Genomic DNA, 26094 nt, shown 5'->3' on the forward strand with positions numbered 1-26094 from the left:
GACCACAGCGGCAGCTTCAAGCCCAACGCCCAGGCCAGCATCGCCTTCAGCCAGCCCGGCGCGACGATGCGGGAGGACACGCTGGACCGCTGGCGTACCGAGCTGCGCCTGCAAACCAACGCCATCGAGCTGAGCAGCTGGGACTACCGCTCGCTCGACACCCGCCCGGTCGGCGCCGCCAGCGCGGACGGCGGCGACGGCGCCCCGCTGGTCAGCCGCGACGCGCCCGGCGCCTACGCCTACCAGTCGCGCGAACAAGGCCAGCGCATCGCCGACAACCAGTTGCAGGCGTTCGAGGCCGGCAAGGAAATCCACGTCGGCGCCGGCACCGTGCGCACGCTCGCGCCGGGCACCACGTTCGCCCTCACCGGCCAGGCCCAGTTCGATCTGGCCGGCAGCGACGACGAGCGCAGCTTTCTTGTCGTCCGCACTGTGCATCTGATGCACAACAATCTCAGCGCGGACCTGAAGTCCAGCCTGATGCAGCGGCTCGGCGAAGGCCTGCTCGATGCGCTGATCGGCAAGGAGGAGAGAACGAGCCTGCACGCGGTAGGCAAGGCCATCGGCGAGCGGCCTTTGTACCGGGTCCGCATCGACGCGATCCGCAGCAACATTCCTTACCGCTCCAGCGGCACGGACGCCCACGGCCAGCTGCTCCATCCGCGCCCCACCATCCACGGCCAACAAACCGCCATTGTGGTCGGCCCGCCAGGCGCGCCGATCCACACCGACCGAGATCATCGCGTGAAAGTGCAGTTCCACTGGCAGCGCGGGGCGCAAAGCCACAGCCGCCTTCAACACCCCATGCCCGACGGCCATACCGGCGCGCCCGGCGACGACCAGGCGGGAACGTGGGTGCGCGTGGCCACGCCGATGGCGCCGGTCGCCGGCGCCAACTGGGGCAGCAGCGCCCTGCCCCGCATCGGCCAGGAAGTATTGATCGATTTCCTGGAGGGAAACATCGACCGGCCGGTAGTACTTGGCACCGTCTACAACGGGCGCGGCCAGGCCGACGCCCAGCACAATCAGGTGGCCGGCGGCGCCGGCGTGGCGACCGGCAACGCGCCGGCGTGGTTCCCCGGCGAGGGCGGCGGCCACGCGCACCCAGCGGCGCTGTCGGGCATCAAGACGCAGGCGATCCAGTCAAGCCAGGGTGGCAGCGGCGCCTACAACCAGTTGGTGTTCGACGACAGTCCTGGACAATCGCGCGTGGGTCTGCAGCGCCACGCCACCGCGCACCAGGGCACGGCCGAATTGAACCTCGGCCACTTGCTGCATCAGAGCGACAACCAGCGGCTGAAGGCGGCCGGTTTCGGCGCCGAGCTCAAGACAGAGCACAGCATCGCCGTGCGCGCCGGCAAAGGCGTGCTGCTGTCGACCGACGCGCGTGGCAGCGCCACCGGCAGCCAAATGGACTCGAAAGAGGCCATCACCCAGCTGGAGGAAAGCTTGCAGCTGCAAACCGACCTCGACGAGATGGCGCAGAAGCACAGCACGCTGACGGCCGGCGGCAAGGCGCCCGCGCCGGGGCCGGCCAAGCCGCTGCCCGCCATCGCCCAGCTCCAGCGCAGTATGGAGGTGCTGGGCGCGGTGGAGTCGGACGTGACGGCCTACAGCGAACCGCATCTGCAATTGAGTTCGCCTGCCGGGATCGCAGCGAACACGCCGGCCAACGCGGTGCTTGGCGCCGCCGGCACGAGCCTGACCGCCGGCCACGATATCAATTTCGCGTCGCAGCGCAACAGCTACGCGAGCGTGAAGGAAGGCATCAAATTCTTCACCTACGGCAAGGCGACCAGCGCGCAGAAACCCAATCAGGAGATCGGCATCCGCCTGCACGCGGCCAGCGGCAAGGTCAGCAGCCAGAGCCAGGCCGACGAGACCAGACTCACGGCCGACAAGGCGCTCACGGTCACCAGCACCGCCAAGGGCATCACCGTCGCCGGCAAGCAGCATGTGCGGATGACCGCGCAAGGCGCCCATCTCAAGCTTGAGGGCGGCAACATCGAGCTGCACGGGCCGGGCAAGATCGAGTTCAAGGCCAGCATGAAGGAGTTGACGGGGCCGATGAGCGCGTCCCCGACGCTGCCGGCCTTGCCCAAAGCGGGAAACATCAACCAGGCGATCGAGTTGAACCTGCATTACGGCGACCTGGAGCCGGTTCTGAACGCTCCGTACAAGATCACCTTCGCCGATGGCACATCGCGCAGCGGCAAGCTTGATGCGAAGGGGCATGCCCGTCTTGAAAATGTCCCGCCAGGCGAGTACCACGTCGAATACGGTGAAGATGAGCGGCCATGGAAAGCACCGCCGCTGACGCCCGATCCTCAGCTTCTACAAGCACGGCAACAGAAAGACCAAGCAGCCGCATTGCTGGAAGCGGCAAGGAAAAAAAATGAAACAGGCGGTATGACATGAGCCAGGGCTTTGTAGACGACGTCGTCGAGTTTTTCAAGGATTTGATCCTGGGCGACTTTGAACAGGATCAAGGCAAGGCCGCCATGATCGTGGGCGGGGCCATCTCCCTGATTCCGGTGGTCGACCAGATCATGGACGTGCGCGATGTGTCGGGCATGATTTATCGCGTCGGCAGAAAGGGCGTAGCGCGCGCTGACAAAGATGACTGGATCGACATGGCGCTGGCCGCGTTCGGCTGTATTCCCGAAGTCGGCAGCCTGTTCAAGACGATCGTCAAGCCCATACGCAAATACCGCAAAGAGGCCGGTGCCGCCGCAGCCGGCGGCAACGTGATGATCGAGGCCATGCTCGGCAAAGGAAAGGGCGCCGCGATCAAATTCATGAAGACGTTCCAATGGGCTCAAAACACCGAGTTGGCCATCCAGACGGCGATGGGTGCGCTGGACAACTGCGTCGCGCTACTGACTATCCTGTCGACACCGCATTGGTGGTTGCCCACGGACTTGCAGCATCTGGCACGTGACCTGAAACCGCAAGTCGAGCGCGTGCGCGGGCCGCTCAAAGTCGGCATCGCACAGGGTGCTCAAGCGCTGCAGGACATGATCAAAGACATGCTGGGCGAGGACGCGCTGTGGGTAGCGAAGAAAGTGGCGACAGCGGCCACGGTGGTTGGCAATCCCGCCGCCAAACGGGATCACCGGACAGGCGCTGCACATCCCCACAGCGCCACGCCTCATCCGAGCTCGACCAGATCGGCGCGGAGCGGTTCCACAACCACCACGGCAAAAGCAAAGGAAACGACGTCGCCGGGCAAAGGCAAGGAGCACAAGCCGGTCGCCGACTCCAGCCGTCAAAGCACCGACGGCGGCAGCGCGCCTGTCAAGCATACTCAGCGGCCGATACGGCAACTGCTCTCTAAACTAGAGTTCGGACCAAAAGGTTTAATCGGCGAGCATATGGCCGATTATTACCACATGGAACATGTGCTGGGCAAAGCCGGTGCTTGGCCACATGGCAATATTCACGGCCAATGGCGGTCAAATTATCCGCGCATTGTGGGGCCTAATAATAAAGACGAACGTCCAAGCGAACTGGTCCCAGAAGACCTTGCAAAAGTACGCGTGCACGGCGTCGACACAATCTGGCAAACTAACGAAAACACTTATCATTTTATTGAAGCCAAGTTCAGCGAAAATGCCTATAGTTTGCATTACCGCCTCCAAAAAAACATAAAAAATGGAAGCATCCCTGAGCCGCCGGCCACGCTCAACGACAGGGAGCAGCTGTTGTGGAGCTTACTCGCTGAACCCAAAAAGGGCACGCAAATGGGAAAAGGATGGATTGTAGCAAGCACTAAGACAACCTCAATGCAATCGATTAGCAATTTAAAAAATCGCTGGGTGTACCTTATGTTTGCTCTTCCTTCCACTACCAATCCCTTCGCCAACGCTGTGCACGTGAGCACGATGAAGTTGAGTGTCGCGCCTGGCGCTGGGGATCATCTTGCGGCAATGTTTGAATTAATATCTTCAAATGATTATTACAATATAGAAATTCATAACAAGCACAAGGGGACTCATGGGATATCGGAAACATTTCATTATGCCGAAATAGATCGAATTGCTAAAGCTCGCACCAACGTCAAATTAAAATCGAACAATACAGCTTCCCAAGAAAAAGCCCTGGAAGCCAAAAAGCCAAGCCCGGTTAAGAAAAGAAAGATTTGAAAATTATGAATAATACACCTTTTCATGAGCGCCGCCGACAGCAATTTTTATACGAAGAGCTTTATGAGAAGACGCGCGCAAATCAGGTTAAATTAATCAATGGCCAACTAGAAAACAAACTAACTGCGGAGACGGCTGAAGACCATTCTATCGTTCATCGATTTTTATATTTGGAATCGTTCTGGATCTGGATGCTCGACTACACCGCAGGCGTTCCAATTAGTGAACTGGCACCACGAATAATTGGCATAGTGGACGCGTTCGAGGAATGGAACAATATCCATCAACCATTCTTAAAGGAGGCGGCGCTGGAGTTCCCGGAATACGGTTCCTACGAATACCACGCGGCACCGGATTTCTCCATCTTGTTCGATTATGAAGATACCCTCCAGCTCTTGAGTATTGCCATATTACTGCGTGATCTACGCGCAATCAAACGCATAATTCACATACTACGCAGCCACCGAGGACAAGATGGCTTGTTTGAGCAATTAATTGGTGGATATATTGAGGATGACATTGCGCTGTCTTCGTGCGTGCTCGGGGACCCGTACGACATCCTATTGCAAGTTTTCTACGAAGAGGACGAACAAAAAACACTCGACCTGCTTAATAGGTATCTCGAGCAATGGTATTCCGCAATGAAGGATCACCCACGCTGGTACGACGAGCATCTCAATATCAATAAGGAAGGCTACGCAGGCTACTATGGCTACTGGGCGTTTGAAGCGGCCGCAGTGGTCTACCTCCTAGACCTGAATGACAGTCAAATCAACCATTTAGTCTATCCAAAAGACTTAGTGGATTATGCTCGAACATTGCGGGAGCAAGACCGCTACACGAGCTTGGACACCGAAACCCCAACCCGCCCTGGCCGTGTCGAGGGCGGCCAGCCGTGCGCCCAAACAGGTTTTTGGGAAACGCCGGCTAAATCAAATAGTCGCAGGCACTTCAAGCAAGGCGACATCATGCCCGTGTTTGAAAATTCGGAATATGGGTACACGATCTGGCAGTGGAGTGAGGAGCAATAGCACTCGAAAGAGATAGCGGGAAAAATGGCAAAAAGAACCATTGATCCACAAAAAGATCTGCCATTTCATAAGCGTTCGACGGCAATGTCACCGCCAGTCCGGTGGTGCTCGGCAGCGTCGACAACGGACATATCCGAGCGGCCGCTCAGCACAATCAGGTGGCCGGCGGCGCCGGTGTGGCGACCGGCAACGCACCCGCGTGGTTCCCCGGCGAGGCCGGCGGGCATGCGCATCCGGCGGCGCTGTCGGGCATCAAGACGCAGGCGATCCAATCGAGCCAGGGTGGCAGCGGCGCCTACAACCAGTTGGTGTTCGACGACAGTCCTGGACAATCGCGCGTGGGTCTGCAGCGCCACGCCACCGCGCACCAGGGCACGGCCGAGTTGAACCTCGGCCACCTGCTGCACCAGAGCGACAACCAGCGCCTGAAGGCGGCCGGTTTCGGCGCCGAGCTCAAGACCGAGCACGGCGTCGCCGTGCGCGCCGGCAAAGGCGTGCTGCTGTCGACCGACGCGCGTGGCAGCGCCACCGGCAGCCAGATGGATTCGAAAGAGGCCATCACCCAGCTGGAGGAAAGCGTGCAGCTGCAAACCGATCTCGACGAGATGGCGCAGAAGCACAGCACGCTGACGTTCGGCGGCAAGGCGCCCGCGCCGGGGCCGGCCGAGCCGCTGCCCGCCATCGCCCAGCTCCAGCGCAGCAAGGACTTGCTGGGCGTGCTGGGCGCGGTGGAGTCGGACGTGACGGCCTACAGCGAACCGCATCTGCAATTGAGTTCGCCTGCCGGATCGCAGCGAACACGCCGGCCAACGCGGTGCTTGGCGCCGCCGGCACGAGCCTGACCGCCGGCCACGATATCAATTTCGCGTCGCAGCGCAACAGCTACGCGAGCGTGAAGGAAGGTATCAAATCTTCACCTACGGCAAGGCGACCAGCGCGCAGAAACCCAATCAGGAGATCGGCATCCGCCTGCACGCGGCCAGCGGCAAGGTCAGCAGCCAGAGCCAGGCCGACGAGACCAAACTGACGGCCGACAAGGCGCTCACCTTCGCCAGCACCGCCAAGGGCATCACCGTCGCCGGCAAGCAGCATGTGCGGTTGACCGCGCAAGGCGCGCACCTCGAGCTTGAGGGCGGCAACATCGAATTGCACGGGCCGGGCAAGATCGAGTTCAAGGCCAGCATGAAGGAGTTGACAGGGCCGATGAGCGCGACACCATCGTTGCCGGCCTTGCCGCAGGCGGCCGATCTTGATAACTCGATCGAGATCCTGTTCCATTACGACGACCTGGCGCCCATTCCCGGCGCCGCCTACAAGGTCACCTTCGAGAATGGCACCGTGCGCGAAGGCAAACTCGATGACAAGGGGCACGCTTTGCTGACCGGCACGCCACCGGGAGAGTATGTAGTCGAGTACGGCGACGATCCGCGTCCGTGGAAGCCGCCCGAGGAAGAAACGCCGGCGTATAAGAAGCCGGACTTCAAGGCCGCGATGGATGCGGAGATGGAACGCGAGCGCAAATTGCGTGAGCAAAGTCAGGGGTGGGTATGAGTCTCGTCGACGATTGCATGAAATTCCTCGAAGACCTGATCATGGGCGACTTCAACGAGGACCAGATGGTGTCGGCCCAGATCATTGGCGGCCTGATCTCGTTGATTCCCGTGGTCGACCAGGTGATGGACGTGCGCGATGTTTCGGGCAGCCTGTACCGGATCAACAAGCAAGGCGGCTTCGCCAAGGCGACGATCGATCAAAAGATTTATCTGGGCTTCGCCGCGTTCGGCGTGGTGCCGGAGGTGGGCAGCGCGTTCAAGACCGTATTCAAGCCGCTGTACAAGGAACGCAAGGCGCTCAAGGGCGCGGTCAACAGCGGCGTGGCGATGATCGAACGCATGCTGTCGAAGAAAAAAGGCGGCGCGCTGGCGTGGGTCAAGGCGCTGGACTGGGCCGGCAACACCCAGGCGGCGATCGTGCAGGCGAACATGGCGCTGGAGAGCTGCATCGCGCTGCTCGACTATATCGGCCAGGGGCATTGGTGGTGCCCGGACCATATGGAACAATTGGCGCGCGACGTTTCGCCGGGGATCAAGAAAATGCGCGGGCAGTTAGCCGGGCCGATACGGGAGGGGTCCGGGTATATCAAGGCGTTCATCACCGATCTGTTGGGGCAGCATGCGGCGGCCGTGGTGATGACGGTGGCCAGCAATGCTGGGAGTATTCCGCGTGGTGGGCATCATGGGGCCGGGGCCAGTGGGGCCAGGGGCGCCAGCGCTAATAACCATTTGCGGGTGGCCGACAAGCCGCGACTGAATGGGCGTACCACTACCGGTAAAATCGCCAACGTGGTGCAGCGCACGGCTTTTCAGGCTTACAAGGGATTGGAGAACGCCGCTAAAGGCTTGCCGGGCGAGCATATCGTCGACCACCATGTTATCGAGCACAAGGGCTGGGGACTTAGCTGGAACCGGCATGACATGATTGGAGGCCCTGGCAAAAAAGCCGCCGGTTGGCAAAGCGAATTCAAGAAATTAAATGACAACGAGGTACCGCTGTATCTGTGTACACCTAGCGTACATGTGCTGACCAACGGTATCGACTCACTTTGGCTAACCAATCGTCCAAGGCCACACCAGTTCGCCGTGGTGGAAGCGAAGGCAAGCATGAGTCCGGCCGCGAAGCTGTTGAGTATGCTGGGAGAAGCCAAAGGGAGCGCTGGTAATTCAGGAGGAACAGTCGATCGAAAAAAAAGAACGGATCACCAAGCGGCAACGCATCTGCCCGAGGTCCCAAAGCGGGCATGGTGATGCAGATGAGCCGCACATGGATTCTGGACCGCATCGATAAGGATTTTTATCGATATAAAAGCCAGATTTCTAGAGGTGGATCGAATTATTCCCGCCATGTATTTCTCGTCTCCCCACTCCAAGCATCGGAGCACATTATCGCAATGGAAAAAATCATTCAGAACGGTCTTGTCAGCAATCCGGTGGGAGCGCAAAAATATGCGAAGGAACACAACCGCCATGATGTTCAAAGAGAATTCGGCGAAGGCGATCTTGATGCGGCAGAGGCCGAATACAAAACTACTGGCAAGCCAAGCAGACGTAAAAAGTCCAAAAAAACTAAAAAATAACAAGGAATAACTACATGAGAAAACTAGAATTCGCGGAAAAGCGCCGGCAGGTTTATCTTGACGAAGAGAGCTACCTCAACACGGTGGCCCAGCTAGAGGCTGAGAATACCATCGAGTCCCCAAAAGATTTGCCTCTCATAGACAGATGCCGAGATCTGCAGCTGTCAGCATTGGATAGCTGGACAATTTTTCAATTGCGTTATACGGCGGGGGAAAGTCTAACGGCATTAGCCAATTCCCTGGACAATATCGTGCTGGGATACGAGCGCTGGATCGAGTGTTTGGATGATCTTCCAGACGGTGACTACCGGCCACCGTTCATCATGAACGATATGATCGACACATATGTCGATTATCTAAATATGGCAGCGGTCGCAATCCTATTGCGCAGGGAGGATTTAGTGCCGAGAATTTGCGCGTTCAATGAAGGAACTGATTTTGATCGCGTTGACGCCGTCCTAGAAGAGCTTTTCAAGCATTTCCTACCAGATCGTCCATGGCTTGACTATCTACTGTGGAAAAAACAGTATGAGAAGCTACTGGATGTAGTCGACAGCGATACCCCGGAAGAGATGGCAACAGAAATGCGCCAGTATGTGAAAAAATGGTATTCCAGTATGAAAGGAAAAGCGCATTTTTGGGGGAAGCATGAAAAGATAAAACCAGAATTTACACCGTATTTCGGATATTGGGCCATGTGCGCCGGGGTCTTCACTTATCTCTACAATATTGACGACTCATCCTACCGTGACGAGACGGTGTATCCTAAAGACCTTGTCGATTACGCGCGCAGCATCGCGAGCAACGATGCAACGCAACAGACCAACACGAAGCCGTCACGCGTAGGGGGTGGTGAACCCTGTCCGAAGTCAGGCCAGTGGTTTTCGCCGGCAAAAGCGGCAAGCCAAGCGCACTTCTCCGCAGGCACCGTCATGCCAGACTTCCCGGATGCACAGTATGGCCTGACGATTTGGCAGTGGATCGGACCGTGAGAAAATCGATGAGGCGTCAAGGCCTTACAGGTAGGGCAACCAAGGCGGTCAGCCGCTAGACACAACACCATGCAAAATATAAGTGGCGGGTGGCGGGTGGCGATAGCGCGGGTGTGGCGGATGTTGGATGAAGCGACGATGTTGCGATTTTCGACGTTGTGGACGGAGGAGCAAACGCAGCATGCGGCGGATGATTTTTCCGCGCTGACAAGGGAGGAGCGCGCCGTCTGCGGCGCACTGCGCAAAAATACGTGGGGGCAAAAGCTGCGGTTGCAGCCGGAGCGGATCGGTTGGGATGTCGCGTGGCCAACGCTAAAAGAAATGGTTCATTCATCGATGATGGCCGTCGACCGCCAGTCCGTCCGTGATCCACGTAGGGCGGATTAGGCGGCACGCCGTAATCCGCCACGAGCCGCCAACAACTTACTTCGTGACACGCTCCCAGCCAGCCCGCACCGCTTCCTTGAACTTTTCCCAGTTCGACTGCGGATAGGTGTTCTCCCAGGTCGTGCGCAGCTCGGGCTCGGCGTGCTCCCACGGCTTGTCCTTGTACGACGGGCTGCCGGCCATCGATTCGCCATACTGATACGCCGGGTTGTATTCCTGGTACGTGCCGCCGGTGTACGTCTTCTCCCAGTGCGAGCGGAAATATTCGTCGCCGTCGCTGTCGCCGCGCAGGATGTTCAAACTATCCTGGTTGGCTTTGCTGTCAAGCTCGTCAACACGCTCGCCACGCAGGATATTCAGGCTGTCCTCGTTCGCGCCGGCGGCCACATCGCGCGGATAAATCCGCATGCCGCTGCGCTGCACCGTGCGCTGTCCCTCGGCCAACGGGTCGCCGGTGAACGGGCCGTCCGGCGAGATCATCTCGCCGCGCTGCAGCGAGCCTTGCGTCAGCATGCCCTGCTCGGAGCGGACGAACTCGACCGCCTCCTCGCGCGGACGGATGCCGTGCGGCTCGGGCGCGCTCTGCAGCGCCGGCTCCGGCGTGCTTTGCAGCGCGCCGTACGACGTCTGCTGCATGCCGGTGCCGCTGCGCAGGATTTCCGCGCCGGTCCAGCCGCTGGCGCGCCACATGGTTTCATGCTCGTCGATGTCGATCGGGTTGAAATCCTCGACGATGTCGGCGGCCAGGTCGGCCTTGGCTAGGTCCTCGGATTCGACGGTGAGCACCGTGTGTCCACGGTTTAACGCTTCCGCGTAGACGTGGCGGTCGGCGTGCTCACGTCCTATCAGGTCGCTGAACATCTGCTTGATGTTGCCCAGGATCGACGCGTCGTCGTCGATGCGCGCGCGGCCGGCGGCGCTGCCGGAATCGGTGATCTGGATGCTGCCGCGATCGAATCCATTCAAGATCAGTTCTTCCTGAGCTTGGGTGGCCTCGGCGCGGGTTTCAAATACGGCTGCCAATGTATGGGTCATGATGGGCTCCTCGGTTAAACGCATGGGGTCGATACGAAAAACCAGTCTACGTGGTAAGCGGCAAACTCAGCGCCCGCTTGCCTCTAGGAAAACCCTGCGCCATTTTTGCGTAAGGGCAAACGGCACTGGCCGCCACGGCGACGCTGTCGACTGTCATCGGAGAAGTTCACGGCGGCGATCAGCGAAGGCTGGGATCGCATGACATCCTGATAAGGTCGCGTCGGCTTTATAATGGGGAAATACTTTCATTCAGGATAACCGGACATGCTGAAAACCGCCCAGCGCATAGCGGCCACGTTGTTGACGATGTTGCCGCTATGCGCCTCGACCACCGCGCACGCCGCGCCGGGGGAGTACATCATGATCGCGCCGCTGGACCAGGCCATGCCGATCGTGCGCTTCGAGAACGGCATCCTGACGGGCGGCATCCTCAAGGACCTGGGCGACGCCATGGCCAGGCGGCTGGGGCGGCGCGCGGTCTATCTCAGCGTCGACGTGCCGGGCGTCAAGCAGGTGCTGACCAGCGGCCGCGCCGACGGCATGTGCTACGTGATGCCGTTCTGGATCGACGGCGACTACAACTGGAGCACGCCGCTGCTGCCGGACACCGAAATGGTGGTCGCGCGCGGCGACGCGCCGCAGATCGCCTCGCTGCGGGCCTTGCGCAACAAGCCGGTCGGCACGGTCGGCGGATACCGCTATCCGCGCATCGAGCAGGTGCTGGGCAACGGGTTCAAGCGCGTCGATGCGCTCACGATCGAGCAGAACATCCAGCAGATCTTGGCCGGCAAGACGCAGTACGCGGTCATCGGCGAGACCACGATGTCCTACCTGCAGCGCCAATATCCGGCGCTGCATTTGCGTCCGGAGCTGGTTTTTATCAATTTCAAGGCGCAATGCGCGTTCTCGCGCAAGTCGCAGGTGCCGTTCGAGCAGGTCAATAGTGTCATTGAGACCATGCTCAAGGATGGCAGTATCGAGCAGATTTTGGCCCGTTACCGGTAAGCCGTCACGCGCCCAGGGTATCGGCCCAGATGTTGCGCGCCCAATTCATCGCGTACTCGCCTTCCAGCGCGCTAGGACCTGTCGACACGCCTCCCGAGCCTGACACCACCAACAGCGTCTTCTGCTCCGCGCTGTAGGCGTGAACCGAGGCGACATGGATCACATCCTTGTCCGACACGAAGCTGTAGCAGGTATTGGTCAGCATCGGATGCGGGTCGGGGGCGCGGCCGTTGAGCATATCCACCACCGCCGCCGCGCACACCTTCGCATGCTGATTGGCCATGTGCGCCGACTTGGGCATCAACGGCGACACCTGGATAGCATCTCCCAGCACGTGGATATTCTTCGACTGCGTCGATTCGAAACTGAGGAAGTCCACCCCACACCACCGGCCGTTGGCGTTCGCCAGGCCGCTGCGCACCGCGATCGTCCCGGCCCGCTGCGGCGGAATCACATTGAGCACATCCGCCCGCACCCGGTCCCCCAGTTCCGACACCGCCGTGCGCGTGGCCGCGTCGATATCGGCGGTTCTAAACGATGGCCGGTATTCGATGATGCCGCCATACCGCTCCTTCCACACCTTCTTGAACAGCGGCCCCTTGGACACCACATCGTCATTGGCGTCCAGGATCAGCACTTTCGATTTCGGTTTATAGCGGCTGAAGTAAAAAGCGATCTGCGAGGCGCGCTCGTACGGCCCCGGAGGACAGCGATACGGCGCCGGCGGAATGGTCACCGCGAACACGCCGCCGTCGGGCATCGCCGCCAACTGCGCACGCAGCGCGACGGTTTGCGCGCCGGCCTTCCACGCATGCAGCACCGATTCGCGCGCGCCGGGCTTCAGCATGCCGGACAGCTGGTCCCACATGAAGTCCACGCCCGGCGAGACGATCAACCTGTCGTAGGACAGCGTCCGCCCGCCGGCCAGCGCCAGCGTGCGTTGGTCCGCGTCGATCGCCGTCACCGTATCGCGCAGCATGCGCACGCCGTGCTTTCCGGCCAGCGCTTCATACGACAGCGACAAATCGGCGATGCCGCGCGATCCGCCCAGCACCAGGTTCGATAGCGGACAGGAGATGAACCCGGCATCCGGTTCGATCAGCGTGACGTCGATCGCGCCTTCGCTCCACATGCGCACATAGCGGGCGGCGGTGGCGCCGCCGTAGCCGCCGCCGACCACCACCACCTGCGGTCTGGCCTGGCCGCCGATGCCGGCGCAACCGGCGGTCGAAGCCAGCAAGGTGCCGGCTCCGGCGGCCTGGATGAATTGGCGGCGTTTCATGGCGTCGCCTTCTTCTGCGCGGCGAAGAAAGCCGCCAGCAGCTCGATCTGTTCGTCCGTGTAGCCCTTGGCGATTTGCGTCATGATGGTCGACGGACGGGTACCGGATTTGAAGGCCCGCAGGCTGGCGGCCAGATTTTCGCGGGGCTGCCCGGCCAGGGCGGGCAGGGTTGCGAAATTCGGCGCGTTTTTGGTGTCGCCGTTGGTGCCATGGCATGCGGCGCAGTTGGCGGCGAGGCGCGCACCGGGGGAGATCGTCGCCGCGCCCGCGTTGGCGACGGCCAGCGCCAGCCCCATTACCGTGAATATCCTCAATAACATCGCCACTCCCGTAAAAATAGAATACATCATGGCCTCACCCCCGGCGTCTCCACCTTCATCCCCTTGTCGCGCACGGCCAGCCAGGCCTCCAGATCCACCAGCTCCCGCGCGCCGAATGCCGGCACCTCGGCGCGCACGCCGCTCATGCAGTTGCGCAGGCGGCGCTGCAACGATCCCATCGCCTGCCACTCCAGCCGGTAGATCGGATACGCGGCCGCATGCGCCTGCGGTATCGTGCTGCCGGCCAGGCGTCCGCCCGCGCGCTGATCGTGACACTGCGCGCACGACAAATTCAACTGCCCGATGCGCTGCACATACAAGTCCTTGCCACGCGCGGCCGACGCCCTGGTCCCGGCATCCTGCGGCGGCGCCACCGGCATGCCGCGCGATTGCAGCGCGACGTAGGCCTCCAACCCGAGCAGCTCTTCGCTCTCCGCCCGCAGCGCCGGCGCCTGCTGCTTACGCTCGCGGCAGACGTTGATGCGCTGGGCCAGGTTGAGCGTCGTCTTGCTCCCGGCGTGAAAGGCCGGGAAACGCGCCGCCACGCCGCGCATGCTCTGATTCGCCTCGCCGTGGCAGCTGGCGCATGACTTGCCGCTCTTGCCGGCGGCGGCGCCCCACTGCGCCTCGCCGCCGCTGATCCACAGCATGGCCGGATTGAGCGTGTCGTCGCGCTGCATCGCCTGCGTCGATGCGCTCATGAACTCACCGCCGGAGCGGCGCGCATCCTCGGCGCCGGTCGCGCCCAGCATCAACATGCCCGCGACGCAGCACAACGCGCCGCCCAGCCGCCGGCTCATGCCGGTGCCACCGTCAAATTCATCTTCTCCGTCTGGGCGAAACCGTTATCGCCCTCCCACGCGAACTCCAGCGTCCCCGTCTCCGTGGCGATGGTGAAAAAGCTGATGTACGGGTTGGCGGACACCGCCTGGTGCAGCTCGGCGCCGAAAATCTGCTCGCCGTTGTAGCGGCAGACAAACTTGCGGATGATGTCTCGCGGGATAAGCTTGCCGTCCGCGCCGGGGCGATACCCGGTCTCCATCGGATGCCCGATCAGCGCGCGGATCTCGATGATTTCACCGCGCCTGGCCGTCGCCGGCATGTGGATCAAAGCGCGCGCCATCAGGGAGCCTCCCCTTCGATGCAGGCCGCCAGCGCCACGATCACGCTCACGGATTTGGACCGGTAGCTGCCATCGCCCATGCGCGCCACCGCCGTCAGCTTCTGCGAGGTCGCCAACCTGATGCGCGTGGACACCTGCGCCTTGCCGGCGCGCGGGCCAAGCGTGAACACCGCCACGTCGGTCTGCGGATTGCGTTCGTTGAAAATGGCGATCGCGCCGACATGGTCGGCCGCGCTCATCGCGCTGTCCACCGAAACCGTCACCGGCACCGCGTTGCCGTTGTCGATCAGTTGCGCGATATCGAATGTCATCTTGCCTTCGGCCGGCTTGACGCCGCCGGTGAAGGCATTGATCGCCGCAGCCATTTCATCGGTGGTGGCGAAGGCCGGGCGCACCAGCGCCAGCATCGCCAGCCCGGTGCCGGCGGCAAGCATACCGCGACGCTTCATGGTGTTTGCTCCTTCAGTGTCAGCAGCCAGGCCACGACGTCCTCGATCTGCTGCGCGGTCAATATCGTCTTGTCCTGAAAGGCCGGCGCCACGCGGTTCAGGCCATCGGTTTTGTAATAGGAAGGCATGATCGTCATCGGGTTGAAATGGCTGGCGTCGACGATGCGCAAGCGCAGCTGCGCCGCGTTCCAGCGCCGGCCCGCGCCTTGCAGGTCCGGCGCCAGATTGCCCTGAAAACGTTCCTCGGGAATCGGACCGGTATGGCATAACAGGCAAAGGCTGGCCTGGCGGCTGGCCACCAGCGCGCGGCCGCGCGCCGGGTCCCCGGCGACCGCGCCGGCCAGCGGCGCCGGGATGCCGTCGGCGGCGATCACGTAGCCGGCATCGGCGGCGGCAGGCCGCGCAAAGGTCAGCGCGGCGAGGGCGACGACGGCATTGGCCGAGGCCAGCGCCAACCAGCCCCCGGCGCCTCCGCCTACCCGCGCAGCCACGCCGCCACCTTGTTACGCCTTCTTCAAACTATGGTTTTTCAGCGGCAGGTCGCGTATCCGCTTGCCGGTGGCGGCGAAGATCGCGTTCAACACCGCCGGCGCGGCCACCGCGATGGTCGGCTCGCCCACGCCGCCCCAGAATCCACCCGACGGCATGATGATCGTCTCCACCTTCGGCATTTCGTCGAGCTTGAGCACCTGGTAGGTGTCGAAGTTGGACTGCTCCATCTGCCCATCCTTCAACGTGCACTCGCCGTACAACGACGCCGACAAGCCATACACGAACGAGCCTTCGATCTGCGCCTCGATCTGCTGCGGGTTGACCGCGTAGCCAGGATCGGTCGCCGCGACGATGCGCAAAATCCTGACCTTGCCGGTTTTTTGGTCGACCGATACCTCGGCACATGCGGCAACGTAGCTGCCGAAGCCCATCGTCTGCGCCAGGCCGCGATAGACGCCCTTCTTCGCCGGCTTGCCCCAGCCGGCCTTTTCGGCCACCGCGTTCAGCACCGCCAGGTGCTTCGGATGCTCGGCCATCAGCTTGCGTCGCAGCGCCAGCGGGTCCTGCTTGGTGGCGAAGGCTATCTCGTCGAGGAAGCATTCGAGGTAGATCGTATTCTGGTTCAGGTTCACGCCGCGCCAGAAGCCGGCCGGCACCGGCGGATTGCGCATCGCGTGATCGACCAGCAGATTCGGGAACGAATAGCCGATCGACGCCTCCGGTCCCGGCGCGTTAAGCCCCTGGAACACCACCGGGTCCTTGCCGTCCTTGATGGCCATGCCCAGCGACGCGAGGATCGACTGCCCGGCGATGCGCATGTGCAGGCCGGTGATATTGCCCTTGGCATCGAGGCCGGCGGTCAACTTGCACTGGGTGATCGGATGGTAGCGGCCATGCAGCATGTCCTCTTCGCGCGTCCAGATCAGCTTCACAGGTATGCCCGGCATCTCCTTCGCGATCTTCACCGCCTGCGTCACCCAGTCGTGCGAGGCGCCGCGCCGGCCAAAGCCGCCGCCCAGATGCATCTTGTAGACGTCGCACTTGGCCGCCGGCAGGCCAGCCGCCTCGGACGTCGCGGCCAGCGCCGCCTCGCCGTTTTGCGTCGGCGTCCACACTTCGCAGCGCTCCGGCGTCCACAGCGCGGTCGCGTTCATGGTCTCCATCGTCGCGTGGTTCTGCCACGGGTATGAATACACCGCCTCGATGGTGCGCGCGGCGGACTTGATGGCCGCCCTGGCGTCGCCGTTCGAGTTGCCGACCACCGCGTCGGGCGCGTCGAGCGCCGCCTTCAGCGTCGCCGCCACGTCCTTGCTCGACAAATTCGCGTTGGGCCCCTTGTCCCATTCGATGGGCAAGGCGTCCAGCGCGGACTTGGCGCGCCACCAGGTGTCGGCCACCACCGCCACCGCGCTGTCGCCGACCTTGAACACCTTCTTCACACCGGGACGCTTTTCGATCGCGGCCGCGTCGAAGCTCTTGACCGTGCCGCCGAACACCGGGCAATCCTTGATCGCGGCGTTGAGCAGGCCCGGCATCTTGATGTCCATGCCGTAGATTTGCGCGCCGGTGGTCTTGTCCACGGTATCCAGGCGCGCCAGGCGCTTGCCGACCAGCTTCCAGTCCTTCGGGTCCTTGAGCATCACTTCGGCCGGAGGGCTCAGCTTCGACGCCGCCTCCGCCACCTTGCCGTAGCTGATGGAGCGTCCGCTGGCCTCGTGCGTGATCACGCTGACGGCGGCCACGCATTCGGACGACGGCACCTTCCACGCATCGGCCGCCGCCTGCACCAGCAAGGTGCGCGCGGTGGCGCCGCCCTTGCGGACCAAATCGTGCGATTCGCGGATGCCACGGCTGCCGCCGGTGGAGAAGCTGCCCCAGATACGCTTGCGCGCCAGGTTCTGTCCCGGCGTTGGATATTCGGTGGTGACTTTGCTCCAGTCGGCGTCCAGTTCCTCGGCCACCAGCTGCGCCAGGCCGGTCAGCGTGCCCTGGCCCATCTCGGAGCGGGCGATGCGGATCACGATGGTGTCGTCCGGCTTGACGACCACCCAGGCGTTGACCTCCGGCGTGCCTTTGGAGGACGCCGGCGCGCCCTGCGCCACCGCGTCGAACGGGATATGGAACGCCACCACCAGGCCGCCGGCGGCCGCGCCCTTCAAAAAGCCGCGGCGCGAGACCGAGCCTGGCAACACGGAGATGGCGCTCATGCCTTGCCCCCTTCCACGTGCTCGATATTGAGGCCGGCGCTTTTCGGATCGCCGCCCTTGACCACCACATGGATCGCCGCGCGCACCCGGTTGTAGGTGCCGCATCGACAGATATTGGTCATCGCCATATCGATGTCGGCGTCGGTGGCCTTCGGCTTTTCGCGTATCAGCGCGGCGGCGGCCATGATCATGCCGGACTGGCAGAAGCCGCACTGCGGCACATCCAGCGCGGCCCAGGCCTTCTGGATCGCGTGCGAACCGTCCTTGGACAAGCCCTCGATGGTGGTGATCTTTTGTTCGGCGGTGACGGTGGACACGGGCCGCACGCAGCTGCGCGTCGGTTCGCCGTCGATATGCACGGTGCAGGCGCCGCATTGCGCCACGCCGCAGCCGTACTTGGTGCCGGTCAACCCCAGTTGTTCGCGTATGACCCACAACAGCGGCGTGTCGTCCTCCGCCTCGAATTCGCGCACCGCGCCGTTGACGTTCAATTTAGCCATGCACTTCTCCCTGGATTTGATTGCCCCACTACACCGCTGGTGATACTACACCCACTACATTAACTCTGCATCATCAACGAAATATTTCCATTCTTGACTTGGATCAAAGTTTTTCATGCTCCAGATCAATAGACTTTGAATCGTTACTGAGTGACTAAACCAAGACGACATCAAAGAGGAAGTGAAATGAGCAAGACCAAAGCAATCGCAGCAGCAGTACTGGCCACCCTGAGCCTGACGGGTGTTGCAATGGGCAGCGCCGCGGCGCAAGAATCGCCGTGGCTGGTGCGCGTGCGCGCCGTGCATCTGAACACGGCCGACAAGTCGGATCCGGTCGGCGGCGCCGGCGCGTCGGACCGCCTCACCGTCAGCAACGAGACCATCCCCGAATTCGACGTCTCCTATTTCTTCACGCCCAACCTGGCGGCGGAACTGGTGCTGACCTATCCGCAAAAGCACGACGTCTATCTGGACGGCACCAACATCGGCACCTTCAAGCACCTGCCGCCATCGCTGCTGGTGCAGTACCACTTCACGCCGGACGCGCCGCTCAAGCCGTACGTCGGCGCCGGCGTCAACTACACCACCATGTCCAAGGTGCGCCTGCTCAATGGCGCCGCCAGCCTGGAACACGACAGCGTCGGACTGGTGCTGCAAGCGGGCGTCGACTACGCGATCGACAAACAATGGTCGCTCAACTTCGACATCAAGAAAGCGCAGATCCGCAGCGACGTCATGATCGGCGGCGTCAAGGCCAGCCGCGTCAAGGTCGATCCGCTGATGATCGGTGTGGGTGTCGGTTACCGGTTTTAAATCGCGAGCCTAGAGCGCCGAATAGCGTTCCGCCATTTTCTGTTCGCGGAACGCTTGCGTCATAAAATCCACGAATGCCCGCGTCTTCGCGGGCATCAGTTTTTGGCTGGTGAAGTACAGCGAGATCGCGCCGATATCGAGATACCAGTCGGGCAGCACGCGTTGCAGCTCGCCGCTCTCCAGGTGCGTCCCCAGATCGGTCATCACCAGCATCGCCACGCCCATGCCCATCAACGCCGCCGTGCGGATCGCATCGGGATCGTTTAAAAACACGCTTGGCCGCAGCGGCGCCGACATCCCGTCGCCGGCGCGGTTGCGCATCTCCCACGCCTTGGCCCTGCCGCTCTGCGGCGAGCGCATGACGATCGCGTCGAGGTCCGCCAGGTCGGCGGGCGTCACCGGCGCCTTGCGCCCCTTCATATATGCCGGCGACGCCACCACCACGCCGTGGGCCGGCATCAACTCCCGCGCCACCACGCCGGGCGCCAGCTCGAAACCGCCGCCGATCGCCGCATCGAAGCCGCCGGCCACCAGGTCGACGCGGCGATTCTCCACATTGATGTCCAGGGTGAGCGCCGGATAGCGCGCCATGAACGCCGGCATCAGCGGCAGCACGTGGCGGCGGCCGAAGCCGGGCGCCATGCTCAGTTTCAGCACCCCGGCCGGCTCGCCCGCCTTGGCCGTCACCTCCGCGATCGCGCCCTGGATGCCGTCCAGCCCCGCGCCGACGGAATTCAAAAACCGTTCGCCGGCCTCGGTCAGGGTCAACCCGCGCGTGGTGCGCTGGAACAGCCGCACGCCGAGGTTGCGCTCCAGCTGCGCCACGTTGCGGCTGACGGCGGCCGGCGTCAGCGCCAGGCGCCGCGCCGCCGCCGAAAAGCTGGACGATTCGGCGCTGCGGACGAAGGATTCGAGGTTGGACAGCGTTTCCAAGGCATGCTTTCAACGTTTGCTTGAAGCTGATACTACCAAGCTATGACTACCCGTAGCAAGCGACGGCGGCCATACTGGATTCATCGACACCCGATCAACGAAAGGAAGCACAACATGAACATCTCCATCATCGGCGCAGGCGCCATCGGTTCCGCCATCGCACGCAACCTGTCCAAGGCCGGCATCGCCGCCACCATCGCCAACAGCCGCGGTCCGGAATCGCTGGCCGAACTGCACGCGGAGCTGCCGAACATCCGCCCCGTCGCCATCGACGAAGCGGCCAAGGCCGACGTGGTCTTCCTCGCCGTGCAGTGGAGCCGCATCCCCGACGCCGTGCGCAGTCTGCCGGCGTGGAACGGCCGCATCGTGATCGACGCCAACAACGCGCTCGAAGTGCCGTCGTTCAAAGCGGTGGACCTGGGCGGCCGCGCATCGAGCCTGGTGCTGGCCGACCTGCTGCCCGGCGCCCGCGTGGTCAAGGCCTTCAACCATCTGGGCGCCGCGCTGCTGCAAAGCGATCCGCGATCGGAGGGCGGACGCCGTGTGCTGTTCTACTCGGGCGACGACGCCGACGCCAAAAAAACCATCGGCCGGTTGATCGACCAGCTGGGATTCGCCGGCGTCGACCTGGGCACGCTCGATGGCGGCGGACGCCTCGCGCAGTTCCCCGGCGGCCCGCTGCCGGTGCTCAATCTCGTCAAATTCGGCTAACGTTGCTGGACCACGACAGCGCATTCCTTTCAGGGGCACGGACGGGTATATTGAAAGAATTGCCCCCGTGAACTAAAGGATTGCCGCCATGACCCTCGACCACGTAAAAATCGGAACCCGCCTCGGCGCCGGTTTCGCCATCGTTTTGGCGCTGCTGGTCGCCGTCCTGGCGCTGGGGCTCAGTTCCATGAGCCGCATCGGCAGCAGCACGCAAGACATCGTCGAAGACAAGAACGTCAAGATGGAAGCGGCCAACAATATGGTCGACAGCGTCCGCGACATCACGCTACACCTGACCAATATCGTCGTGGTTCCGAGCACGCCGGAAGTCAACGCCCAGTTGCAGAAAATCGCCGAAGCGCGCAAGAAGTACGGCGAGGCGAAAAAGATCCTGTCCGCGCGCGCCACCGACGCCAGGGAAAAGGCCATGCTGGCCAACCTGGAGGCGCTGATCGCCGACGGCGCGGCCAAGAACAACAAGGTGATCGAGCTGCGCAAGGAAGGCGAAATCCAGGACGCCACCGCCTACCTGACGCAGACGGCGGCTCCCGGCCTGCAAGCGGTGCTCACGGTACTGAACGACATCCTGTCCCATGAAAGCGCGCAGGCCAAACAGGCCGGCGACGACGTCGCGGCGGTGGTGCGGTCCTCCGAGCTGCTGCTGGTGGGCCTGGGCGTGCTGGCCGTGGCGTTGGGCGCGGCCGTGGCCTGGTTCATCACGCGCTCGATCACGGTGCCGCTCAACGCCGCGGTCGACCTGGCCGAGACGGTGGCCGCCGGCGACCTGTCGACCCGCATCGAGGTGACCGCCACCGACGAAACGGGCCGCCTGCTCAACGCGCTCAAGTCGATGAACGACAGCCTGCTCAACGTCGTCGGCCAGGTACGGCAAGGCACGGACACCATCACCGTCGCCTCCAACGAAATCGCCGCCGGCAATATGGACCTGTCCTCGCGCACCGAGCAGCAAGCCAGCTCGCTGGAGGAAACCGCGTCGTCGATGGAGGAGCTGACCTCCACCGTCAAGCAGAACGCCGACAACGCGCGCCAGGCCAACACCCTGGCGCGCAGCGCGTCGGAGGTGGCCAGCAAGGGCGGCGCCATCGTCGCCCAGGTGGTCGACACGATGGGATCGATCAACGCCTCGTCGCGCAAGATCGTCGACATCATCTCGGTCATCGACGGCATCGCCTTCCAGACCAACATCCTCGCGCTGAACGCGGCGGTGGAGGCGGCGCGCGCCGGCGAGCAGGGTCGCGGCTTCGCGGTCGTGGCGTCGGAGGTGCGCAACCTGGCGCAACGCTCGGCGGCGGCGGCCAGGGAGATCAAGGAACTGATCTCGGCCTCGGTGGCCAACGTCGACGACGGCTCCAAACTGGTCAACGAGGCCGGGCAGACCATGGGCGACATCGTCGACAGCATCCAGCGCGTGACCGACATCATGGGCGAGATCACCTCGGCCAGCCAGGAACAGACGATGGGGATCGAGCAGATCAACGTCGCCATCACGCAGATGGACGAGGTCACGCAGCAGAACGCCGCGCTGGTCGAACAGGCGGCGGCCGCGTCGCAGAGCATGCAGGAGCAGGCGGAGGCGCTGGCGCGGGTGGTCGGTTTCTTCAAAACCGGCGCGGCGGCGCCGGCAATGCGGCTGGCGGCGCCGGGGACGGCTATAATGTTGCAAACCCGATAGCACCCGACCGGAAACCCGCCCATGCGCAAGATACTGATAGTACTGATGTCCCTGATGCTGACGGCGTGTGTCGACGATAGCGCCTCGTACTACCCGGAGAGCGGCAACAGCGAGCATGTGATGACCGTGCACCGGACCCAAAAATACTTCTGGAGCAGCGACAGCAGCGTGGAATTGATCATGCAGCATTTGCCGCAGTGCCTGCGCAGGATCGAGCTGTCGGACATGCCGGCCGACGATGTCGAGATCGAGTTGCTGTCCGGCGGGGATAACGTGTGGACGCTGCGCGCCGGCGGCGAAATGTGGCAGATCGAGACGCAAACCTGCACGCAGTATCCGAATGTCAAAGGCGACGGCGGGGAATTGATCGGCGTGTTCCGCGTCGACGGGGGCAAGCTGGTGTTCGAAGCGGCGGTGCTGGAACCGGCGCAATAACCCCCGAGACGTCGGGCGGCGCTTAGCGCGACAGCGCCATCCGGCGCGGGGCCGGCTTGGCCGCCGGACGCGGCTGATGGCTCGCCACGCTCTGCTGCTGGTCGCCGCTCAACTTGAACCGGCTCACCAGCTCGGCCAGATTGCCGGCCTGCTCCTGCATGCTGCCCGCCGCGGCGGCCGCCTGCTCCACCAGCGCCGCGTTCTGCTGCGTGACCGAATCCATCTCCGTGATCGCCGTGTTGACATGGCCGATGCCCGTGCTCTGCTCGCTCGACGCGGCCGTGATCGCCGACATGATCTGCGTCACGCGCGACACGCTGGCCACCACCTGATCCATCGTCGTGCCGGCCTCCGCCACCAGCGCGCTGCCGGCGCTGATGCTGTCGACCGAAGCGTTGATCAGCTCCTTGATCTCCTTGGCCGCGCCGGCCGAGCGCTGCGCCAGGTTGCGCACTTCGGACGCCACCACCGCAAAGCCACGGCCCTGCTCGCCCGCACGCGCCGCTTCGACGGCCGCGTTCAACGCCAGGATGTTGGTCTGGAACGCGATGCCGTCGATGACGCTGATGATGTCGACAATCCGCGTCGCCGAGGCGTTGATCGTGTCCATCGTCTGCACCACCTGCGAGACCACCTTGCCGCCTTTTTCGGCAACCGCCGAGGCCGACATGACCAGCTGGTTGGCTTGCACCGCGTTGTCGGCGTTCTGCGTGACGGTCGAGGTCAACTCCTCCATCGACGCGGCCGTCTCTTCCAGCGAACTGGCCTGCGATTCGGTGCGCGCCGACAAGTCCATATTGCCCGAGGCGATCTCGCCCGAGGCGGTGGCGATGGTGTCGGCGCTGCGGCGGATCTCGCCGATGGTCTCGGCCAGCCGCGCCTGCATCGACTTCATCGCGAACAGGATGCTGGCGTCGTCGGTGGCGTGGGTCTTGATCGACGCGCTCAGGTCGCCGCCGGCGATTTCCAGCGCCACTTTGCTGACGTAGTCGGGGTCGCCGCCGATGGTGTGGCGCAGGCTCTTGTTGACCAGGCTGACGATGGTCCACAGCAACAGGCACACGCCCGCCAGCAGGCCGGCCGACTTGAGCAGCGAGGCGCGGAAGGCGATGTCGATGTCATCCATGTAGACGCCGGTGGTCAGGTCCCAGTTCCACGGGCCATAGTGCTGCACGCGGCTCATCTTGGGCACCGGCACGGTGGTGTTCGGCCGGGTCCACCAGTAGCGCACGAAACCGGCGCCGTCCGGCGAGGCGCCGGCGGCCTGGATGTCGCGGTACAGGTAGGTACCGTTCGGGTCCTTGAAATCGACCATGTCCTTGCCGTCGTTTTCCGCCTTGAACGGGTTCATCAGCGAGACGGTGCCGCTGGTGATGGTGATATAGCCGTCCTTGCCGTAGCGCAGCCCCTTGATCAGCGCCAGCGCCTGCTTTTGCGCTTCTTCCTTGGTCATGGTGCCGTTGGCGGCCTTGTCGCCGAACTGCTTGACGATGCTCAGGCCGGCGTCGTCGATGTGGCGTAATTCGTTGCTGCGTTCTTCGATGCGCAAGTTGCGCGTCTGGATCGTCTCGTACAGGAAAATCGCGGTGATACAGAGCAGGCTGCAAATCAACGGCACCCACAGCTTCTGCTGGAAAGACAATTTGTTCATGGAAGTCTCCTGTTTTCTACAGGAAACTATACCGAAAAATGTTAAATGCAGGGCGTGATAACGCTACCCTGTTGTTTATTTGGGAATTAGAGATTAACAACTCAGCAATAAAAACGGGCGCGGCGATTTTTATCGCTGCGCCCGTTCGCTGACTGGTGAAGATCGGTGGGCAGGCGGCCGTCGCCGCGCCGCCGCCGGCGGCCGGCTACTTACTGTGTCGTGTTGCCTTTGGCGCTTTTGGCGGCCATTTGCGCCTTGACGTTGGCCTTGCGGTCGCTCGGCGTCATGTAGGCGACGTCGTCATACGCTTCGTTGCGGTCCAGCCGGCCAGCATCGCGGGCGGCGATGGTTTCGGCTTTGACGTTGTCGCGGCTCACGGTGCTCGTCGGCACACTGGCGAACGATTGGGTGATGGTGCCTTCGTTCAGGTCGAGCTGGCCGGCGGCGCGCGCCGCGACGGTCTCGGCGATGACTTGTTCCCGGGTCAACTGGCCCGAGGGTGCCTGGGCGAAAGCGGCGCCGGCGGCAACCAGCAGCGAAACCGATGCGATGATGGATTTGACGTTCATTTTATTGCTCCTTATCTGATTAGCGTAATGCTCCGGAGAGCGCTTATCGGCCGGTGCTGCGTTGTTTGTCGATAAGTCATCTTAGTATTAAAAATTCAGATAAAAAAGTGCAATTTTCCGGTCAAACCCATCCGATTATCCGATCATCAGGCGGAAATCAGCGCTTTTCGCTGTCGAGCGAGACGGCCGCATGGGCGTTGTAGCGGTCGCCGGCGGCGGCGTCGGCGGGCACCGCCCGTTCCAGCCGCGCCAGGTCCGCCGCCGACAGCCGCAGCGCGTTCGCGCCCAGCGCCTCCGTCAGGCGGGCGCGGGTGCGGGCGCCCACCAGCGGGACGATGTCCTCGCCCTGCGCCGCCACCCAGGCGATCGCCACCTGCGCCACCGACACGCCGAGTTCGTCGGCGATGGCGCGCACTTTCTCCACCAGCGCCAGGTTGTGGTCCAGGTTGCCGCCCTGGAAGCGCGGGCTGGCCTGGCCACGGAAGTCGGCCTCGCCGGCGCGCTGCTTGCTCCAATGCCCGCTGATCAGGCCGCGCGACAGCACGCCGTAGGCGGTGATGCCGATGCCCAGTTCGCGGCAGGTTGGCAGGATGCCGTCCTCGAGGCCGCGTGAAATCATCGAATATTCGATTTGCAGATCACTGATCGGATGCACCGCGTGGGCCCGGCGCAAGGTCTCGCTGCCGACCTCGGACAGCCCGATGTGGCGCACGTGGCCGGCCTTGACCAGTTCGGCGATGGCGCCGACGGTGTCCTCGATCGGCACCGACGGGTCCAGCCGCGCCGGGCGGTAGATGTCGATATGCCCGACACCGAGCCGCTTGAGGCTGTAGGCGGCGAAGTTCTTCACGGCCGCAGGACGGGCGTCGTAACCGACCCAGTTGCCGGCCGGATCGCGCATCGCGCCGAACTTGACGCTGATGTTGACGCTGTCGCGGCCGCCCGCTTGCAGCGCTTCGTGCAGCAGCAACTCGTTGTGGCCCATGCCGTAGAAATCGCCGGTGTCGAGCAGCGTGACGCCGGCGTCGAGCGCGGCGCGGATGGTGGCCAGGCTCTCGGCGCGGTCGGCCGGGCCGTACAGGTCGGACATGCCCATCAGCCCCAGGCCCAGTTGCGAGACTTGCGGGCCGGTGCGGCCAAGTTTGCGTGTTTGCATGATGTGCTCCTCAGGTGGATAAGCGGAACAAC

Annotated in this window: 27 protein-coding genes; 14 read left to right on the forward strand and 13 right to left on the reverse strand. The window is 62.8% G+C overall.

Translation table 11 applies throughout. The features are described from left to right. From BMX85_RS28645 to BMX85_RS28675, 9 genes are all read left to right on the forward strand, one after another. Positions 1-2418: type VI secretion system Vgr family protein (locus BMX85_RS28645; protein WP_090327646.1), on the forward strand; the 2418-nt coding region annotated here is incomplete at its 5' end. Continuing rightward, on the forward strand, positions 2415-4145 hold the full coding sequence (locus BMX85_RS28650; RefSeq protein WP_090327649.1) for a hypothetical protein: 1731 nt from the start codon (positions 2415-2417) through the stop codon (positions 4143-4145). The genes BMX85_RS28645 and BMX85_RS28650, both read left to right, overlap by 4 nt. Before the next feature lie 5 nt (positions 4146-4150). Next, a complete protein-coding gene (locus BMX85_RS28655) occupies positions 4151-5176 on the forward strand; it encodes a PoNe immunity protein domain-containing protein (RefSeq protein WP_090327651.1) in 1026 nt (341 codons plus the stop codon). 176 nt (positions 5177-5352) lie between these two features. Beyond that, positions 5353-6018: a type VI secretion system Vgr family protein gene (locus BMX85_RS31245; protein ID WP_229210714.1), complete on the forward strand. Its 666-nt coding sequence runs from the start codon at positions 5353-5355 to the stop codon at positions 6016-6018. Positions 6019-6145: 127 nt separating this feature from the next. Then, complete coding sequence (locus BMX85_RS31250; protein WP_229210722.1) at positions 6146-6727, forward strand: DUF2345 domain-containing protein; 582 nt, start codon at positions 6146-6148, stop codon at positions 6725-6727. Beyond that, entirely contained in the window at positions 6724-7980 is a 1257-nt protein-coding gene (locus BMX85_RS28665) for a hypothetical protein (protein WP_090327654.1), read from the forward strand. Before BMX85_RS31250 ends, BMX85_RS28665 begins: the two co-directional genes overlap by 4 nt. Positions 7981-7985: 5 nt before the next feature. After that, complete coding sequence (locus BMX85_RS30290) at positions 7986-8309, forward strand: hypothetical protein (protein ID WP_143068093.1); 324 nt, start codon at positions 7986-7988, stop codon at positions 8307-8309. Positions 8310-8323: 14 nt separating this feature from the next. After that, a complete protein-coding gene (locus BMX85_RS28670) occupies positions 8324-9301 on the forward strand; it encodes a PoNe immunity protein domain-containing protein (RefSeq protein ID WP_090327659.1) in 978 nt (325 codons plus the stop codon). 120 nt (positions 9302-9421) lie between these two features. Continuing rightward, the gene (locus tag BMX85_RS28675; protein WP_177196906.1) at positions 9422-9688 is read left to right on the forward strand and encodes a Wadjet anti-phage system protein JetD domain-containing protein; all 267 of its coding nucleotides are present in this window, start codon (positions 9422-9424) and stop codon (positions 9686-9688) included. A 36-nt stretch (positions 9689-9724) separates the two neighbouring features. On the opposite strand, the gene BMX85_RS28680 is transcribed toward BMX85_RS28675, so the two are convergent. Further along, positions 9725-10723 carry a hypothetical protein gene (locus BMX85_RS28680; protein ID WP_090327818.1) on the reverse strand — a complete coding sequence of 333 codons (999 nt, stop codon included), beginning with the start codon at positions 10721-10723 and terminating at the stop codon, positions 9725-9727. A gap of 264 nt (positions 10724-10987) precedes the next feature. Here BMX85_RS28680 and BMX85_RS28685 point away from each other — a divergent pair, with 264 nt between their 5' ends. Next, complete coding sequence (locus tag BMX85_RS28685; RefSeq protein WP_229210715.1) at positions 10988-11728, forward strand: substrate-binding periplasmic protein; 741 nt, start codon at positions 10988-10990, stop codon at positions 11726-11728. Between the two features lie 4 nt (positions 11729-11732). Here the strand turns inward: BMX85_RS28685 and BMX85_RS28690 are convergent, their stop codons facing one another. The 8 genes from BMX85_RS28690 to BMX85_RS28725 are packed head-to-tail and all read right to left on the reverse strand — an operon-like array spanning position 11733 to position 18101. Beyond that, the gene (locus BMX85_RS28690; RefSeq protein WP_090327669.1) at positions 11733-13010 is read right to left on the reverse strand and encodes an NAD(P)/FAD-dependent oxidoreductase; all 1278 of its coding nucleotides are present in this window, start codon (positions 13008-13010) and stop codon (positions 11733-11735) included. Next, positions 13007-13330 (reverse strand): c-type cytochrome, encoded by a 324-nt coding sequence (locus BMX85_RS28695; RefSeq protein ID WP_090327673.1) that lies wholly within the window; start codon positions 13328-13330, stop codon positions 13007-13009. Before BMX85_RS28695 ends, BMX85_RS28690 begins: the two co-directional genes overlap by 4 nt. A gap of 26 nt (positions 13331-13356) precedes the next feature. Beyond that, positions 13357-14130, reverse strand: a complete 774-nt coding sequence (gene soxA, locus BMX85_RS28700) for a sulfur oxidation c-type cytochrome SoxA (protein ID WP_090327678.1) — start codon at positions 14128-14130, stop codon at positions 13357-13359. Then, the gene (gene soxZ / locus BMX85_RS28705) at positions 14127-14453 is read right to left on the reverse strand and encodes a thiosulfate oxidation carrier complex protein SoxZ (protein WP_090327682.1); all 327 of its coding nucleotides are present in this window, start codon (positions 14451-14453) and stop codon (positions 14127-14129) included. Before soxZ ends, soxA begins: the two co-directional genes overlap by 4 nt. Beyond that, entirely contained in the window at positions 14453-14902 is a 450-nt protein-coding gene (locus tag BMX85_RS28710; RefSeq protein WP_090327687.1) for a SoxY-related AACIE arm protein, read from the reverse strand. Before BMX85_RS28710 ends, soxZ begins: the two co-directional genes overlap by 1 nt. Next, entirely contained in the window at positions 14899-15393 is a 495-nt protein-coding gene (gene soxX, locus BMX85_RS28715; RefSeq protein ID WP_229210716.1) for a sulfur oxidation c-type cytochrome SoxX, read from the reverse strand. The genes BMX85_RS28710 and soxX overlap by 4 nt, the downstream gene beginning before the upstream one ends. A gap of 12 nt (positions 15394-15405) precedes the next feature. Then, positions 15406-17601, reverse strand: coding sequence for a xanthine dehydrogenase family protein molybdopterin-binding subunit (locus tag BMX85_RS28720; protein ID WP_090327693.1), 2196 nt, complete (start codon positions 17599-17601; stop codon positions 15406-15408). Then, positions 17598-18101: a (2Fe-2S)-binding protein gene (locus BMX85_RS28725; protein WP_090327697.1), complete on the reverse strand. Its 504-nt coding sequence runs from the start codon at positions 18099-18101 to the stop codon at positions 17598-17600. The genes BMX85_RS28720 and BMX85_RS28725 overlap by 4 nt, the downstream gene beginning before the upstream one ends. Positions 18102-18287: 186 nt before the next feature. Here BMX85_RS28725 and BMX85_RS28730 point away from each other — a divergent pair, with 186 nt between their 5' ends. Next, a complete protein-coding gene (locus tag BMX85_RS28730) occupies positions 18288-18914 on the forward strand; it encodes an OmpW/AlkL family protein (protein WP_090327701.1) in 627 nt (208 codons plus the stop codon). 9 nt (positions 18915-18923) lie between these two features. Here BMX85_RS28730 and BMX85_RS28735 read toward each other — a convergent pair whose 3' ends face one another. Then, positions 18924-19847 carry a LysR family transcriptional regulator gene (locus BMX85_RS28735; RefSeq protein ID WP_090327705.1) on the reverse strand — a complete coding sequence of 308 codons (924 nt, stop codon included), beginning with the start codon at positions 19845-19847 and terminating at the stop codon, positions 18924-18926. A 114-nt stretch (positions 19848-19961) separates the two neighbouring features. Between BMX85_RS28735 and BMX85_RS28740 the strand changes: the two genes are divergently transcribed. From BMX85_RS28740 to BMX85_RS28750, 3 genes are all read left to right on the forward strand, one after another. Then, the gene (locus BMX85_RS28740; RefSeq protein WP_229210717.1) at positions 19962-20558 is read left to right on the forward strand and encodes an NADPH-dependent F420 reductase; all 597 of its coding nucleotides are present in this window, start codon (positions 19962-19964) and stop codon (positions 20556-20558) included. Positions 20559-20646: 88 nt separating this feature from the next. Then, positions 20647-22251: a methyl-accepting chemotaxis protein gene (locus tag BMX85_RS28745; RefSeq protein ID WP_090327713.1), complete on the forward strand. Its 1605-nt coding sequence runs from the start codon at positions 20647-20649 to the stop codon at positions 22249-22251. 21 nt (positions 22252-22272) lie between these two features. Further along, positions 22273-22686 carry a hypothetical protein gene (locus tag BMX85_RS28750; protein WP_090327716.1) on the forward strand — a complete coding sequence of 138 codons (414 nt, stop codon included), beginning with the start codon at positions 22273-22275 and terminating at the stop codon, positions 22684-22686. Between the two features lie 22 nt (positions 22687-22708). On the opposite strand, the gene BMX85_RS28755 is transcribed toward BMX85_RS28750, so the two are convergent. From BMX85_RS28755 to BMX85_RS28765, 3 genes are all read right to left on the reverse strand, one after another. Then, positions 22709-24337, reverse strand: coding sequence for a methyl-accepting chemotaxis protein (locus tag BMX85_RS28755; protein WP_090327721.1), 1629 nt, complete (start codon positions 24335-24337; stop codon positions 22709-22711). 209 nt (positions 24338-24546) lie between these two features. Beyond that, entirely contained in the window at positions 24547-24906 is a 360-nt protein-coding gene (locus BMX85_RS28760; protein WP_090327725.1) for a DUF4148 domain-containing protein, read from the reverse strand. 157 nt (positions 24907-25063) lie between these two features. Continuing rightward, the gene (locus BMX85_RS28765) at positions 25064-26062 is read right to left on the reverse strand and encodes an aldo/keto reductase (RefSeq protein WP_090327728.1); all 999 of its coding nucleotides are present in this window, start codon (positions 26060-26062) and stop codon (positions 25064-25066) included. Positions 26063-26094: the final 32 nt, after the last annotated feature.

Source organism: Duganella sp. CF517, assembly GCF_900110275.1.
In the GTDB taxonomy this organism is placed as follows: domain Bacteria; phylum Pseudomonadota; class Gammaproteobacteria; order Burkholderiales; family Burkholderiaceae_D; genus Rugamonas.

Bases quoted from the DNA above. Each gene is read 5' to 3' on its own strand.
- BMX85_RS28680 (WP_090327818.1), bottom strand. From the start codon at position 10,723: ATGACCCATACATTGGCAGCCGTATTTGAAACCCGCGCCGAGGCCACC.
- BMX85_RS28725 (WP_090327697.1), bottom strand. From the start codon at position 18,101: ATGGCTAAATTGAACGTCAACGGCGCGGTGCGCGAATTCGAGGCGGAG.
- BMX85_RS28675 (WP_177196906.1), top strand. From the start codon at position 9,422: ATGTTGGATGAAGCGACGATGTTGCGATTTTCGACGTTGTGGACGGAG.
- BMX85_RS28730 (WP_090327701.1), top strand. From the start codon at position 18,288: ATGAGCAAGACCAAAGCAATCGCAGCAGCAGTACTGGCCACCCTGAGC.
- BMX85_RS28740 (WP_229210717.1), top strand. From the start codon at position 19,962: ATGAACATCTCCATCATCGGCGCAGGCGCCATCGGTTCCGCCATCGCA.
- BMX85_RS28750 (WP_090327716.1), top strand. From the start codon at position 22,273: ATGCGCAAGATACTGATAGTACTGATGTCCCTGATGCTGACGGCGTGT.
- BMX85_RS28695 (WP_090327673.1), bottom strand. From the start codon at position 13,330: ATGTTATTGAGGATATTCACGGTAATGGGGCTGGCGCTGGCCGTCGCC.
- soxZ (WP_090327682.1), bottom strand. From the start codon at position 14,453: ATGGCGCGCGCTTTGATCCACATGCCGGCGACGGCCAGGCGCGGTGAA.
- BMX85_RS28765 (WP_090327728.1), bottom strand. From the start codon at position 26,062: ATGCAAACACGCAAACTTGGCCGCACCGGCCCGCAAGTCTCGCAACTG.
- BMX85_RS28665 (WP_090327654.1), top strand. From the start codon at position 6,724: ATGAGTCTCGTCGACGATTGCATGAAATTCCTCGAAGACCTGATCATG.
- BMX85_RS28655 (WP_090327651.1), top strand. From the start codon at position 4,151: ATGAATAATACACCTTTTCATGAGCGCCGCCGACAGCAATTTTTATAC.
- BMX85_RS28755 (WP_090327721.1), bottom strand. From the start codon at position 24,337: ATGAACAAATTGTCTTTCCAGCAGAAGCTGTGGGTGCCGTTGATTTGC.
- BMX85_RS28670 (WP_090327659.1), top strand. From the start codon at position 8,324: ATGAGAAAACTAGAATTCGCGGAAAAGCGCCGGCAGGTTTATCTTGAC.
- BMX85_RS28650 (WP_090327649.1), top strand. From the start codon at position 2,415: ATGAGCCAGGGCTTTGTAGACGACGTCGTCGAGTTTTTCAAGGATTTG.
- BMX85_RS28745 (WP_090327713.1), top strand. From the start codon at position 20,647: ATGACCCTCGACCACGTAAAAATCGGAACCCGCCTCGGCGCCGGTTTC.
- BMX85_RS28720 (WP_090327693.1), bottom strand. From the start codon at position 17,601: ATGAGCGCCATCTCCGTGTTGCCAGGCTCGGTCTCGCGCCGCGGCTTT.
- BMX85_RS28760 (WP_090327725.1), bottom strand. From the start codon at position 24,906: ATGAACGTCAAATCCATCATCGCATCGGTTTCGCTGCTGGTTGCCGCC.
- BMX85_RS30290 (WP_143068093.1), top strand. From the start codon at position 7,986: ATGAGCCGCACATGGATTCTGGACCGCATCGATAAGGATTTTTATCGA.
- soxA (WP_090327678.1), bottom strand. From the start codon at position 14,130: ATGAGCCGGCGGCTGGGCGGCGCGTTGTGCTGCGTCGCGGGCATGTTG.
- BMX85_RS28690 (WP_090327669.1), bottom strand. From the start codon at position 13,010: ATGAAACGCCGCCAATTCATCCAGGCCGCCGGAGCCGGCACCTTGCTG.
- BMX85_RS28710 (WP_090327687.1), bottom strand. From the start codon at position 14,902: ATGAAGCGTCGCGGTATGCTTGCCGCCGGCACCGGGCTGGCGATGCTG.
- BMX85_RS28685 (WP_229210715.1), top strand. From the start codon at position 10,988: ATGCTGAAAACCGCCCAGCGCATAGCGGCCACGTTGTTGACGATGTTG.